General features: G+C 67.9%; 15 protein-coding genes. 6 read left to right on the top strand and 9 right to left on the bottom strand.

Annotated features, from left to right (window positions below; genetic code table 11):
• Nucleotides 1-2 precede the first annotated feature (2 nt).
• Complete coding sequence (locus tag BSY19_RS26620; RefSeq protein WP_069056797.1) at nucleotides 3-1007, top strand: NAD-dependent epimerase/dehydratase family protein; 1005 nt, start codon at nucleotides 3-5, stop codon at nucleotides 1005-1007.
• Nucleotides 1004-2449: an aspartate aminotransferase family protein gene (locus tag BSY19_RS26615; RefSeq protein ID WP_069056796.1), complete on the top strand. Its 1446-nt coding sequence runs from the start codon at nucleotides 1004-1006 to the stop codon at nucleotides 2447-2449. The genes BSY19_RS26620 and BSY19_RS26615 overlap by 4 nt, the downstream gene beginning before the upstream one ends.
• An 86-nt stretch (nucleotides 2450-2535) precedes the next feature.
• On the opposite strand, the gene BSY19_RS26610 is transcribed toward BSY19_RS26615, so the two are convergent.
• On the bottom strand, nucleotides 2536-2778 hold the full coding sequence (locus tag BSY19_RS26610; protein ID WP_066717565.1) for a DUF2312 domain-containing protein: 243 nt from the start codon (nucleotides 2776-2778) through the stop codon (nucleotides 2536-2538).
• Nucleotides 2779-3077: 299 nt separating this feature from the next.
• Between BSY19_RS26610 and BSY19_RS26605 the strand changes: the two genes are divergently transcribed.
• The 3 genes from BSY19_RS26605 to pyk are packed head-to-tail and all read left to right on the top strand — an operon-like array spanning nucleotide 3078 to nucleotide 6250.
• Entirely contained in the window at nucleotides 3078-4352 is a 1275-nt protein-coding gene (locus BSY19_RS26605) for a glycerate kinase type-2 family protein (RefSeq protein ID WP_069057419.1), read from the top strand.
• Nucleotides 4353-4355: 3 nt separating this feature from the next.
• Nucleotides 4356-4799 carry a DUF1036 domain-containing protein gene (locus BSY19_RS26600; RefSeq protein ID WP_069056795.1) on the top strand — a complete coding sequence of 148 codons (444 nt, stop codon included), beginning with the start codon at nucleotides 4356-4358 and terminating at the stop codon, nucleotides 4797-4799.
• A gap of 11 nt (nucleotides 4800-4810) precedes the next feature.
• The gene (pyk, locus tag BSY19_RS26595; protein ID WP_069056794.1) at nucleotides 4811-6250 is read left to right on the top strand and encodes a pyruvate kinase; all 1440 of its coding nucleotides are present in this window, start codon (nucleotides 4811-4813) and stop codon (nucleotides 6248-6250) included.
• A 4-nt stretch (nucleotides 6251-6254) separates the two neighbouring features.
• Here the strand turns inward: pyk and BSY19_RS26590 are convergent, their stop codons facing one another.
• From BSY19_RS26590 to ykgO, 8 genes are all read right to left on the bottom strand, one after another.
• Complete coding sequence (locus tag BSY19_RS26590) at nucleotides 6255-6620, bottom strand: hypothetical protein (protein WP_069056793.1); 366 nt, start codon at nucleotides 6618-6620, stop codon at nucleotides 6255-6257.
• Between the two features lie 89 nt (nucleotides 6621-6709).
• A complete protein-coding gene (locus tag BSY19_RS26585; protein ID WP_069056792.1) occupies nucleotides 6710-7057 on the bottom strand; it encodes a hypothetical protein in 348 nt (115 codons plus the stop codon).
• Nucleotides 7054-7377 (bottom strand): YggT family protein, encoded by a 324-nt coding sequence (locus tag BSY19_RS26580; protein WP_069056791.1) that lies wholly within the window; start codon nucleotides 7375-7377, stop codon nucleotides 7054-7056. Before BSY19_RS26580 ends, BSY19_RS26585 begins: the two co-directional genes overlap by 4 nt.
• A 158-nt stretch (nucleotides 7378-7535) precedes the next feature.
• Nucleotides 7536-9491 carry a sodium:solute symporter family protein gene (locus BSY19_RS26575; RefSeq protein ID WP_069056790.1) on the bottom strand — a complete coding sequence of 652 codons (1956 nt, stop codon included), beginning with the start codon at nucleotides 9489-9491 and terminating at the stop codon, nucleotides 7536-7538.
• Nucleotides 9492-9504: 13 nt separating this feature from the next.
• Nucleotides 9505-9765, bottom strand: coding sequence for a DUF4212 domain-containing protein (locus BSY19_RS26570; RefSeq protein WP_069056789.1), 261 nt, complete (start codon nucleotides 9763-9765; stop codon nucleotides 9505-9507).
• 153 nt (nucleotides 9766-9918) lie between these two features.
• Nucleotides 9919-10908: an alpha/beta fold hydrolase gene (locus BSY19_RS26565; protein ID WP_069056788.1), complete on the bottom strand. Its 990-nt coding sequence runs from the start codon at nucleotides 10906-10908 to the stop codon at nucleotides 9919-9921.
• A 43-nt stretch (nucleotides 10909-10951) separates the two neighbouring features.
• The gene (locus BSY19_RS26560; RefSeq protein WP_171905214.1) at nucleotides 10952-11599 is read right to left on the bottom strand and encodes a tetratricopeptide repeat protein; all 648 of its coding nucleotides are present in this window, start codon (nucleotides 11597-11599) and stop codon (nucleotides 10952-10954) included.
• 142 nt (nucleotides 11600-11741) lie between these two features.
• Nucleotides 11742-11867 carry a type B 50S ribosomal protein L36 gene (gene ykgO, locus BSY19_RS26555; RefSeq protein ID WP_038363015.1) on the bottom strand — a complete coding sequence of 42 codons (126 nt, stop codon included), beginning with the start codon at nucleotides 11865-11867 and terminating at the stop codon, nucleotides 11742-11744.
• 295 nt (nucleotides 11868-12162) lie between these two features.
• Here ykgO and BSY19_RS26550 point away from each other — a divergent pair, with 295 nt between their 5' ends.
• Nucleotides 12163-12372: a hypothetical protein gene (locus BSY19_RS26550; RefSeq protein ID WP_069056786.1), complete on the top strand. Its 210-nt coding sequence runs from the start codon at nucleotides 12163-12165 to the stop codon at nucleotides 12370-12372.
• Nucleotides 12373-12381: the final 9 nt, after the last annotated feature.

Raw genomic sequence — 12381 nt, 5'->3', positions numbered from 1 at the left:
CCATGAAGCACATCATCATCGGCGGCGACGGCTTCGTCGGCTCGCATCTGGCGGCCGATCTTGCGGCCATGGGCGAGGAGGTGCTGGTCGCCGACATCGTCAAGAGCCCGCATCCGCATTACGCCAAGGTGCCCTTCCACCGCATCGACGTGACGGATGCGCAGAGCGTCGCCGGCATCCCGCTGCGCCAGGACGACCTCGTCTACAACCTCTCGGCCAAGATGCTCTCGCCGATCGTGACCCGCGCGGAGCGGCACGACTTCTTCTGGCCGGTGAACTATCACGGCACGCAGAACATCCTGAGCTGGATGGACAAGGCGGGCGCCCACAAGCTCGTCCACTTCACCACCGACATGATCTACGGCCATTCGGTGACCGTGCCGCAGGACGAGACGCATCCCGCCAAGCCGCTGGGCGAATATGGCGAGAGCAAGCTCGCGACCGAGACGCTGGCCCAGACCTATCGCGACCGCGGCTTCCAGATCCCGATCTTCCGGCCCCGGCTGATCATCGGACCCGGGCGGCTGGGCATCCTCGTCAAGCTGTTCAAGCTGATCGACCTCAACCTGCCGGTGCCGATGATCGGTTCGGGCAAGAACCCCTACCAGTTCATCTCGGTCTTCGACTGCGCCAGCGCCTGCGTCGCGGCCTGGAAGGCGGATTTCCCGAACTCGGCCTACAATCTCGGCTCGGACGATCCGCCGCCGGTGAAGAAGCTGCTCGGCGACCTGATCAGGCATGCCGGCTCGAAGTCGATCCTGCTGCCGACCCCGGCGCCGCTGGTCAAGCTGACGCTGAACGCGCTCGACGCGATCAACCTGCCGATCATGGACCCCGAGCAGTACATGATCGCCGACGAGATCTGCATCCTCGACACCTCCAAGGCCAAGCGCGAGCTGGGCTGGAAGCCGCTGCACCGCGACGAGGACATGCTGCTCGCCGCCTACACCGAATATCGCCGGGCCAAAGCGCCCTCCCAGCAAGCGCCCAGGAGTGTCGCCGCATGAGCATGCCCGCATTCAAGACCGACGACATGGCCACGCCGGCCCGCCCCAAGCTGTACAGCGTCGAGGAGGCCAAGCAGCTCGACGTGCAGACGGTGAAGGAACTCTTCACCAGTCACATCAACCCGGGCCAGGTGCATTTCCTGAAGCTGCTCGGCTTCGACAAGATCCTCGTCGATCGCGCCGAGGGCATGCACTACATCACCAAGGACGGCCGCAAGATCCTCGACTTCTTCGGCGGGTTCTGCTCGGTCGCCTTCGGCCACAACCATCCGCGCATCGTCGCGGCCCGGAAGAGATTCCAGGACGAGAACCGCCATGAGATCTGCATGGCGTTCATGTCGCAATACGCCTCGGCGCTGGCGGCCAATCTCGCCGCGATCTCGCCCGGCGATCTCGACATGGTCTTCCTCGGCTCGACCGGCTCGGAGGCCATGGAAGCCGCGCTGAAGGTCGCCGAGCAGGCGCAGGGGCCGGGCAAGTCCAAGATCCTGCATGCCGCGAACTCCTTCCACGGCAAGACCAAGGGCGTGCTGTCGGTCACGGATTCGACGCTCTACCAGTCGCAGTTCAAGCTGGTCGAGAACCGGGTCAAGGTGCCCTTCGGCGACATCGAGGCGGTGCGCCAGGCGCTGGAGAGCGACCCGTCGATCGGCATCGTCGTGATGGAGACGATCCAGGGCGGCGGCGGCATCATCGAGGCGCCGCTCGGCTTCTGGCGCGAATTGCGGGCGCTCTGCGACAAGCATGGCGTGCTCTGGGTCGCCGACGAGGTGCAGTGCGGTCTCGGCCGCACCGGGCAGTTCTTCGCCTTCGAGCGCGACGGCGTGGTGCCGGACGTCACGGCGCTGGCCAAGGCGCTGGGCGGGTCCAAGGCCGCGATGGGCGCGATGATCGCCCGCCGCGAGCTCTACATGAAGGCCTATGGCAAGCCCAAGACCGCGCTGATCCATGCCCAGGCGACGTTCGGCGGCATGGGCGAGGCCTGCGTCTCCGCGATCGAGGCACTCAACGTGCTCTATGAGGAAGACCTCATGGGCAATGCGCAGCGCCAGGGCGACTACCTGATCGAGCGGCTCAACGCGCTGCGGGTCAAGTATCCGAGCCTGCTCAAGGAAATCCGCGGGCGCGGCCTGATGATCGGCGTCGAGTTCCAGGACATCAGCGAGACCATGCCCTTCGGGCTCAAGCACATGGTCGCGCTGCTCGACGACAAGCTGAAGGGCTCGCTCTGCGGCTTCATCGGGGCGCTGCTGCTGAAGGACTACGACGTGCTCGTCGCCTTTACCGAGTACAACCGCAACGTCATCCGGCTCGAGCCGCCGCTGATCGCGACGCGCGAGGATTGCGACACCTTCATCAACGCGCTGGACGACCTGCTCTCGCGCGGCATCACCCGCATCGTGACCGATTATCTGCGCAAGGTCGCCGTCTCGAAAGGCTGAGGCCTACGGCGGCCCACCCGCCCCAAACGCGAAACGCCCGCCCCCGTCTCCCGGGGCGGGCGTTTTGATTCTCACCAATGGGGGGCTCAGGCGCTCTCGCCGACGGCCTGGAGGTAGAGATCGAGGATCGCCTCCTCCTCGGCGCGCTCATTGGCGTCGCGCTTGCGGATGGCGATGACCTTCCTGAGCACCTTGACGTCGTAGCCGTTGCCCTTGGCCTCGGCGTAGACCTCCTTGATGTCGTCGGCGATGGTCTTCTTCTCTTCCTCGAGACGCTCGATGCGCTCCACGATGCTCTTGAGCTGGTCGCCCGCGATCGGATCGTCCATCTGAATGTCCTTCTCGGTGATGGGGAGATTTGGCCGGAGGGTTCGCACCGCGCGCCCCCCGGCGTCAAGCCGGCTGCGGCATGGGGCGGGTCGCTCTCAACAGCCGCGTGGCCGCGCACCGGCTTCGCGCGATCCCCGGCGTCATCGATAAGTATGATTATTGCCGCAAAACCCTGATGACGAGGGCCCGCCTCGCACTTAAAAGAATCGGCAACGACGCCGGGCTTGCGACTCACGGCGCGCGCGATCGGGGAGGAGACGAGGGGGCCTTGCAGCGAGCCGGCGATCAATTGGAGCGGATGCGCGCGACCGCGCGCGCGGTCTTCGACGCGGCGGTGGCGCGGGCGCACCCGTCCGGCTGCCTGCCGGCGCATTTGCCGCCCATGCCCGCGACGGGCCGGCTGATCCTGCTCGCGGCCGGCAAGGCGGCCGGCAGCATGACCGCGCTGGCCGAGGCGCATTATCTCGATGGCGGCGTTCCGCCGGAACGCCTGCTCGGCCATGCGGTCGCGCGACACGGCTACGAGACCACCACCCGCCATGTCCCGATGGTCGCTGCCGGCCATCCCGTCCCCGACCAGGGCAGCATCGACAGCGCCGCCCGCGCGCTGGAGCTGGCCTCATCCGCCACGGCCGACGACCTCGTGCTGGTGCTGCTTTCGGGCGGCGGCTCGGCGAACTGGGTCGCGCCGGCCGGCGCCCTGACGCTGGCCGAGAAGCAGGCGGTCAACAAGGCGCTGCTGCGCTCGGGCGCGCCGATCGGCGAGATGAACATCGTCCGCAAGCGCCTGTCGCGGATCAAGGGTGGGCGGCTGGCGCTGGCTGCCGCACCGGCGCGGCTTTTGACGCTCGCCATCTCCGACGTGCCGGCCGACGAGCCGACGGCGATCGCCTCGGGGCCGACGGTGCCCGACCCGACGACGATGGCGCAGGCGCGGGCGATCGTCGCGCGCTATCGCCTCGACCTGCCGGCGGCGGCGAAGGCGCTGCTCGAGGACGAGGCCAGCGAGACGCCCAAGCCCGGCCACCCCGCCTTCGCCCGCAGCGAATTCCGCATCATCGCCCGGCCAGCCGAGTCTATCGCCGCCGCCCATGCGGTGGCCGTCGCGGCCGGCTACGAGGTTCATGATCTCGGCGCCGATCTGGAGGGCGAGGCACGCGACGTCGCGGCGCGTCATGCCGAACTCGCGCTCTCGCTGAAGCGCGGGGGCCGGCGCGCCGCCATCCTGTCGGGCGGCGAACTGACGGTCACGCTGCGCGGGCAGGGCCGCGGCGGGCCGAACCAGGAATATGCGCTGGCGCTGGCGATTGCGCTCGGCGGGGAGCCCGGCATCGTTGCGCTGTCCGGCGATACCGACGGCACCGATGGCGGCGGCGGCGAGGCGAGCGACCCGGCCGGGGCGGTCATCGACGCCACGACGCTCGCGCGCGCCGTCGCGCTCGGCCTTGATCCCGCCCGATCCCTCGCCGAGAACGATTCCACCGGCTTCTTCGAGCCGCTGGGCGATCTGCTGCGGACCGGGCCGACCCTGACCAACGTCAATGACTGCCGCGTCATCCTGATCGAGCCCTGAGCGATGAACCGGAGCCCGACATCGATCCTGCGCCTCGGCCTGGTCGCCGGCGCCCTGCTCGCCGGCTCGGCGCCCGCGCTGGCGGATCTGCGCATGTGCAACACCACCGGCAGCCGCGTCGGCGTCGCGATCGGCTATCGCGATGCGCAGGGCTGGACCACGGAGGGCTGGTGGAACATCGCGCCGCGGGCCTGCGAGACCCTGCTGCGCGGGACGCTGGCGGCGCGGTTCTACTATGTCCATGCGGTCGACTACGACCGCGGCGGCGAGTGGACAGGTAAATCCGTCATGTGCACCCGCAACAAGGAATTCACCATTCGCGGCATAGAAGACTGTCTGGCGCGCGGCTATGAGCGCGCGGGCTTCTTCGAGGTCGACACCGGCGAACAGAAGAGCTGGACGATCCAGCTCACCGACACCACCGGCGGCGCGCCCGCCCGGCCCTGAGGAAACCATTCATGAAGCGCGAGCGCCGAATCAAGATCATCGCCACGCTGGGGCCGGCGTCGTCGACGCCGGAGATGTGCGCGAAGCTGTTCGAGGCGGGTGTCGACGTCTTCCGCATCAATATGAGCCACACCCAGCGCGAGACCTTGCCCGAGAAGGTCGCGATGCTGCGCGCGCTCGAGTCGCAGTTCCGCCGCCCGGTCGGCATCCTGGCCGATCTCCAGGGTCCGAAGCTGCGCGTCGGCGCCTTCGGTGGCGATGGCGGGGTGACGCTGGAGAACGGCGCCCGCTTCACCCTCGATTCCGACCCCGCTCCCGGCACGGTGAAGCGCGTTCATCTGCCCCATCCCGAGATCCTGACTGCGCTCGAGCCCGGGCACACGCTGATCCTCGACGACGGCAAGCTGCGTCTCGTCGTCGAGAAGGCGAGCGAGAAGCAGGCGGTGACGCGGGTCGTCGTCGGCGGGCGGCTGTCCTCGCGCAAGGGCGTCAGCCTGCCGGACACGACCATCGCCGTCTCGGCGATGACCGACAAGGACCGCTCCGACGCGGAAGCCGCGGCCGAGGCCGGCGTCGACTGGATCGCTTTGTCCTTCGTGCAGCGGCCCGAGGACATGGCCGATCTGCGCAAGATCGTGCGCGGGCGGGCGCTGGCGCTGGCCAAGATCGAGAAGCCCCAGGCGCTGCTGCGGCTGGAGGAGATCATCGACGCGTCGGATGCGATCATGGTCGCCCGTGGCGATCTCGGCGTCGAGATGCCGCTCGAGAAGGTGCCGGGCACGCAGAAGCGCATCACGCGGACCTGCCGGCGGATGGGCAAGCCCGTCGTCGTCGCGACGCAGATGCTGGAGAGCATGATCACCAGCCCGGTGCCGACGCGCGCCGAGGTCTCCGACGTCGCCACCGCCGTGTTCGAGGGCGCCGATGCGGTGATGCTCTCGGCCGAGAGCGCGGCGGGCCAGTTCCCGATCGAGGCGGTGTCGATGATGAACCGCATCGCCGAGGAGGTGGAGAGCGAATCGGTCTATCGCTCGATCCTCGAGGCGCAGCGCGCCGAGCCGGAGGCGACGGGCGCGGACGCCATCGCCAAGGCCTCGCACGAGATCGCCGACACGCTGAACCTCAAGGTCATCGCCGCCTGGACCTCCTCGGGCTCGACCGCGTTCCGCCTGGCGCGCGAGCGGCCGAACTCGACCGTGATCGCGCTGACCCCCAACCGCGCCACGGCGCGGCAGCTCACCCTGGTCTGGGGCGTGCACTCGGTGGTGACGAAGGACGCCAGCGACGTCGACGACATGGCCTCGCGCGCCTGCAAGTTCGCCGTGCGCGAGAAATTCGCCAAGCTGGGCGACCGCATCATCGTCGTCGCCGGCGTGCCGTTCGGGACGCCGGGCGCGACCAACATGGTGCGCATCGCCTTCGTGGCGAAGGAGCATGTCGAGAAGGCGTGAGCTGTCAGCCTGGCAGCACGAAGGAGCCGAGGAAGCAGAGCACGCCGCCGACGCCGAAATAGACCGCGAACCGGCGGTAGACCTGCTGCAGGGTGCGGCCGATCAGCTGCTGCGCGTAATCGGCTCGGGGCCGCTCCTCGTCTGACAGCAGGATCCAGAGTTCAGTGCGCTTATAGGGCTTGCTGGTCGAGGCATCGCCCTTGAGCAGGAGGAGCGCGGCCGTCGCCATCATCAGGACGGCGCCACTTTCCATTGCGACGCGCGGATAGCCCGCCAGCCCGACCATGAAGCAGATGATCGCGAGGCCGGCGAAGCCGCAGCCGCGAGAGACGGACAACAGTGCCAGTTCGCGCACGCGCGCCGGATCCATGCCTGGGCCCTTCCGTTTGGGAAAAGGCTAAAGCGGCCGGAGCCCGGCGAGAATCACAAAATCGTGTGAGTGCAGCGCGCGCTTCCGGCTCAGGCCGGGCGCGCCGTCATCTGAAGCAGGGTCGGGATCGTCAGCAGCAGGATGCCGCCGAGCCAGATCCACATCGAGGTCGCGGTGCTGGTCTCCAGACCCTTGCCGCGCTCGTAGATCGCGGCCGGGATGCCGCCGATGGCGAGCGTCAGGGCCGAGATGAAGAGCGAGGTGAAGTAGAAGATCAGCAGCGGCGACGAGATGAAGAAGCCCGGCGCAAACTGCTTCATCAGGATGAAGACGGGATCGAAATAGGCCGAGAAATGCATGCCGTTGAGCAGCGACATCCCGGCGATGCCGATGGTGAGGCCGTCCCGGCGGAGAATGTCCTCGCGATCATCGGTCATGGCTTGGGCACCCCCACGATCGACGGCAGCCAGCCCGCGGCGGCGAAGCCGACGAAGAGCAGCATGCGGATGAAGAGCAGCCAGACGAAGGCGAGCAGGACGACGATGCGCTCATGGACCGCCATCGGCGTGACGATCCGCACGGCCGCGATGGCGGGCTGGGTGATCTGCCGGAAGGTCTTCCAGATGACCTTCTCGCTGTCGGGCGGGAAAACGATCGACAGCAGGAAGCGGCCCAGCAGCGTGTACATCAGCGCTGCCAGCGCGAGATTGGGAGCCTGATAGAGCCAGAACAGGCCCTGGCTGTCGACATCGGCCATTCAGGATGCATCCTTGCTGTGTCGAGATCGGCTTTGCCTGTGCCCGACATTGGCAGGGCAGGCAAGCATGCGATTCGTGCGTTCACAAAAAAGGGGGCGGACCATGGTCCGCCCCCGAAGAGGAGAGGCTGCGGGCGCGGGCGCCCGCAGCCTCGGGCTCACTTCTCGATCATCACCGCCGCGCCGCGCGGCTGACGGATCTGGTCGATGAAGTCCTGCAGCTCCTTGTTCGGCGCCGTGGTGAACTTCGAGACGATGTACATCGTCAGGAAGCCGATCGGCATGCCGAACAGGCCGGCCGAGATGTTGGCGACGTTGAAGTAGCCGACCCGCGAGGCGAGCGGGTGGTTGATCGCCACCCAGCCCTGCTGGAAGATCTGCGGCTGCTCGGCCTTGAGCTTGGCGATGTCGACGAGCGCCGCCCCGGTGAGCGGGTGGACGTTCGAGTACATGCCGAGCACGTTCACGCCGAAGCCCGGGAAGTAGCGGGTCACGACGAGATAGGTCAGCGTCGCCAGGAAGCCGGCCCAGATGCCCGCCACGGCCGCGGTCGCGGTGGTCTTCTTCGACCAGATGCCCATGACCAGCGCCGGGAACAGCCCCGCTGCGGCCAGCGAGAAGGCCCAGGCCACCATCGCGACGATGTCGGCCGGGCGCTGCGCAGCGACCCAGGCGGCAATCAGCGCGACCAGGATGAGGATGACGCGGGCGATGATGAGTTTCCTCGCCACCGGCGCGTTCTTGTTGATCATCCTGGCATAGACGTCATGCGAGAGCGCGTTCGCGATCGCCAGCAGCAGGCCGTCGGCGGTCGAAAGCGCCGCCGCCAGGCCGCCGGCGGCGACGAGGCCGGAGACGACATAGGGCAGGCCCGCGATTTCCGGCGTCGCGATGACGATCGCGTCCGCCTGGATGGTGAAGTTGGCGAGCTGCAGGATGCCGGTATGGCCGGCGATCTTGCCGCAGGCAGCGGTGATGGTCGCCAGATCGACGGCGTTGGTGCCGCAGACCTGAATCAGGCCGATCTTGCCGTAGCTGTAGAGCCAGCCCGGCAGTTCGCCCAGCGGCTTGCCGATGACGTTGGTGAACACTTCGAGCTTCGCGAAGGCGGCATAGGCCGGTGCCGTGAAGTAGAGGATGAAGATGAACAGCAGCGTCCAGGCCACGGAGGAGCGCGCTTCACGCACGGACGGCGTGGTGAAGTAGCGCATCAGCACGTGGGGCAGCGAGGCCGTGCCGACCATCAGGCAGAGCACGAGGGCGAAGAAGTTCAGGGGGTCGTAGCGGGCGAAGGGCACGGAATGAGAGGCCGCCGCCGAGACACCGAGCGCCGCTTCCCGGACCTGGATCTCGGAGAGAACCGTGCCGTAGGTGAGCTGCGGGATCGGGATGCCGAACTTCTGGGTCGAGAGGATGATCACCGGGATCAGATAGGCGACGATCAGCACGATGTACTGCGCGACCTGCGTCCAGGTGACGGCGCGCATGCCGCCGAGCATGGAGCAGACGAGAATGCCGACGAGGCCGACGAAGACGGCAACTTCGAAGCTCATCCCGAGCAGGCGGGCGCCGATCAGGCCGGTGCCGACGATCTGCGCCACCACATAGGTGAAGGAGCAGCTCATCAGCACGACGATGCCGGCGATGCGCGCCGCATTGCCGCCGAAGCGGAAGGCGAGGAAGTCCGGCACCGTGTAGCAGCCGAACTTGCGCAGGTAGGGCGCAATCAGCGTCGCCACCAGCACGTAACCGCCGGTCCAGCCGAGGATGAAGGCGAGGCCGTCATAGCCGAGCAGGTAGAGCGTGCCGGCCATGCCGATGAAGGAGGCCGCCGACATCCAGTCCGCCGCCGTGGCCATGCCGTTGTAGAAGGACGGCACCTTGCGGCCGGCGACGTAGTATTCGTCGACCTGCATGGTGCGCGACATGATGCCGATCGCGGCATAGACGCCGATGGTGAAGGCGACGAAGAGATAGCCGAGAATGTGGTTGGGAACGCCAGCGCGTTCGAGAACGCCGATAAAGACGACGAAGGCGACGAAACCACCCGTATAGATGCCGTAGATCCGGCCTAGATTCGAGGTGAAGTCGCTCTTTTGAGCTCCTGCGGACATGGATCTGTTCCCCTCAATCGTCTTCGGCCATGCCGTACTTGCGGTCCACCTTGTCCTGGGCCTTGGCGAACCAGAAAAGCTGGGCAACGAATACGATCAGGGAGCCTTGGGCGGCCATGTAGAAGCCCATCGGGAAGCCGGCGATCTTCACGCCGTTGAGCACGGGCGAGAACATGTGGATGAAGAATGCGAAAAAGGCCCAGATCCCGAGCATGATGTAGGTCAGGCGCTGGGTCTCGGCCCAATGGGCCTTGACCTTGTCATCTGGTGGCATGGACGTTCCCCCGTTTGTGACGTGTCAATACGTCTCTGGCCCCGCGCCATGATGGGCGAAGGGCTGGCGTCGTTACGTCAAGTTTGAACTAAAGCGCAGGGTAAGGTGGCGGAATCCCCGACCCTCGGAAAGCGCGACAAAAGTCTTATACCTTTAGTCGCGCCGGGCGGCAGCGCCCGCAAGGCTCGCCAGATTTGAGCGGCGACCCGCCAGTTCATCGACCGCGGCGGCGACGATTTCGGGCGCGGCGTGATGCGGCATGTGGCCGACGCCGGGCAGCAGGACGAAGCGGCCCTGCGGCGCCTGCCGGGCGATCGTCGCCGAGTGGATGACCGGGGAGACGATGGTGTCGCTGTCGCCGGTGATGGCGATGACGGGCACCTTCATGCCGCGGTAGAGCGGCGCCTGGGCCGTGACGAAATCCAGCGTCGCGGCGATGTCCTGCGAGTTGGCGCGGAAGGTCTCGGGCCGCAGCAGCAGCTCGATCTGCGCGGCGGCGAGGTAGCCCGGCGTCACCGGCCGCGGCGCGAAGACACTCTCGGCACCGGAGTCCAGCAGGGTGCTCGCGGCCGGGACGCCGACGAGCCGGGTGAAGAGCGGGCCGACCAGGGGCCAGGTCGTGGGATGGTGATACCAGGAAATGCCGCCCGGCCAGGGATGGGTGACGGCACCGAGCAGGACCAGCCCATGCAGGCGGTCGGGACGCTCCAGCGCGATCCGGGTCGCCGAGGCGCCGCCGAGCGAGTGGGCGACGAGGACGAAGCGCTCGGGGACGACGGCATCGATGCCCCGCATCAGCGCCGCGGCCTGGCGCGCCGGATCGGCCATCGCATCGCCCTCGAGACGGTCGCTCCAGCCATGGCCCGGGCGGTCGAAGGCGATGATGCGATAGCGGGGGAGCTCGGGGCCGAGCGTCGCCAGCATGTCGGCATGGCTGGAGGAGGCGCCGTGGATCAGGACGACGGTGCCCCTCGCCTCGCCCTCCGCGCGGCGCTCGCGGTAGTGGAGCCGGCCCTGGTCGAAGGAGACGAAACTGCCCGCGGGCGGATGGCGCCGGGCGACCTGGGCGCCCAGCCATTCCGACCAGAGCCAAAGCCCCGCGACGGCGAGGGCGGCGAGAATGACGAGTGAGCGGGTCAGCATGATGCGGATACGCGGCGAGGCCGGGTCCGGATTTGCGGCCGGTTCAGGCGTCGCGGCCGTCGACCTCGATCTTGAGCGAATCGACGGCGTTCTTGACCGCCTCGAGCTGCGGGTAGATCTCCAGCGCCCGGCGATAGGCGACCATGGCGCGCTTGTCGTCGCCCTGCTGCCGCAGGATCGTGCCCAGTCCCATCATCGCGCCGTAATGGCGCGGCTCGCGTTTCAGCGTCTCGCCGATATCGAGCATCGAACGGATCGAATCGCCGGCGAGGAACAGCGCATTGGCACGCTGGTTCCAGCCCTCCGCCCAATCGGGATCGAGGCTGATCACGCGGTCGAGCAGCTCGATCGCGAGTTCGAGGCGCTTCTCCTTCATCGCGGTCTGGGCGCGCGTCATCAGCAGATCGGCCGTGGCCGAGCCGGAACGGGCCCAGCGGCGCTGGATCAGATTGGCGATGCCCTTGGCTTCTTCCGGCGACTGGGCCGCGGCGAGCCGCTCGAAGAGCCGCTCGAGCGTCGCGGCCGGCCCGCGCGAGGGGGCCGTCGCCGCAGCGGGATTGTCGTCCTTGTCCGCCGGTGCGACTGCGCCCGGGCGCTGGGGCGGCAGGGGCTGCGCCTGGGCGGCGGCGATCGAGGGGGCTGCCGCCAGAGCGGCCAAGACGGCGGCTGCCGTCAGCTTGCGCACGGTCATCATCGCTCCAGTCTAGCGGGGGACGGGCGCAGGTCAATTCACGGAGCGGCGACCGCAAACGCAAAAAGGCGGGTGCGCCCGGGGGCGCCCCGCCTGGTCGTCGTCCACCGGGCAACCGGGCGGGCGCAAGCCCGCCGCAGCATCAGCCCTGGCGCGCCTTGAAGCGCTTCTGGACCTTGTTGATGATGTAGACGCGGCCCTTGCGGCGCACGAGCTGGTTGTCGCGGTGACGGGCGCGCAGCGACTTCAGCGAATTGCGGATCTTCATAATCTCAACTCCATCGATCCGCTCTTTTGAAGGGGCGAACCGGTCAAAACGGAACCTGTCAAAACGAGATCAGCGACGTGGGCCGAACCGGGCCCTCATCGACCACGCGAATGGTACGACTGATGCGATGCCGGCTGTATACGGATTTCTGCGGAGATCGCAAGGCCGCAGGCTGCGTCGGCTTGAGGAAAAGCGCACAGCGGCGGCGACGGCGCAGGCCCGTCCGGCGCAGGGGTGGAACCCAAGGGCCGTGCGGCACGTTCCAGCCCCATCGCCACGCTGGGGAACCAACACCATGAAGATTTCGACCCTGGGCTTCGTCGCAGCCGCGACCGTCCTGCTCGCCGCCTGCGGCAACACCACCGAACAGCGCATCGGCGGCGCGGCCGCGGGAGCCGGGACGGGCGCCCTCGTCGCGGGCCCGGTCGGTGCCGTCGTGGGCGGGGCGGCCGGAGCCATCACCGCGCCGACCGTCGTGCGCGAGACGCGCCGCGCCACCCGCTGAGTCCAAGGG

The sequence above is a fragment of the Bosea sp. RAC05 genome (assembly GCF_001713455.1).
GTDB lineage: Bacteria > Pseudomonadota > Alphaproteobacteria > Rhizobiales > Beijerinckiaceae > Allobosea.
Note: the sequence above shows the minus strand (reverse complement) of the source record. Positions and strands in the feature narration are given on the sequence as shown.

Coding starts and splice junctions, on each gene's coding strand:
- BSY19_RS26620 (WP_069056797.1), top strand. CDS start 3: ATGAAGCACATCATCATCGGCGGCGACGGCTTCGTCGGCTCGCATCTG.
- BSY19_RS26615 (WP_069056796.1), top strand. CDS start 1,004: ATGAGCATGCCCGCATTCAAGACCGACGACATGGCCACGCCGGCCCGC.
- BSY19_RS26565 (WP_069056788.1), bottom strand. CDS start 10,908: ATGCTGACCCGCTCACTCGTCATTCTCGCCGCCCTCGCCGTCGCGGGG.
- BSY19_RS26550 (WP_069056786.1), top strand. CDS start 12,163: ATGAAGATTTCGACCCTGGGCTTCGTCGCAGCCGCGACCGTCCTGCTC.
- ykgO (WP_038363015.1), bottom strand. CDS start 11,867: ATGAAGATCCGCAATTCGCTGAAGTCGCTGCGCGCCCGTCACCGCGAC.
- BSY19_RS26575 (WP_069056790.1), bottom strand. CDS start 9,491: ATGTCCGCAGGAGCTCAAAAGAGCGACTTCACCTCGAATCTAGGCCGG.
- pyk (WP_069056794.1), top strand. CDS start 4,811: ATGAAGCGCGAGCGCCGAATCAAGATCATCGCCACGCTGGGGCCGGCG.
- BSY19_RS26600 (WP_069056795.1), top strand. CDS start 4,356: ATGAACCGGAGCCCGACATCGATCCTGCGCCTCGGCCTGGTCGCCGGC.
- BSY19_RS26580 (WP_069056791.1), bottom strand. CDS start 7,377: ATGGCCGATGTCGACAGCCAGGGCCTGTTCTGGCTCTATCAGGCTCCC.
- BSY19_RS26570 (WP_069056789.1), bottom strand. CDS start 9,765: ATGCCACCAGATGACAAGGTCAAGGCCCATTGGGCCGAGACCCAGCGC.
- BSY19_RS26590 (WP_069056793.1), bottom strand. CDS start 6,620: ATGGATCCGGCGCGCGTGCGCGAACTGGCACTGTTGTCCGTCTCTCGC.
- BSY19_RS26605 (WP_069057419.1), top strand. CDS start 3,078: ATGCGCGCGACCGCGCGCGCGGTCTTCGACGCGGCGGTGGCGCGGGCG.
- BSY19_RS26585 (WP_069056792.1), bottom strand. CDS start 7,057: ATGACCGATGATCGCGAGGACATTCTCCGCCGGGACGGCCTCACCATC.
- BSY19_RS26560 (WP_171905214.1), bottom strand. CDS start 11,599: ATGACCGTGCGCAAGCTGACGGCAGCCGCCGTCTTGGCCGCTCTGGCG.
- BSY19_RS26610 (WP_066717565.1), bottom strand. CDS start 2,778: ATGGACGATCCGATCGCGGGCGACCAGCTCAAGAGCATCGTGGAGCGC.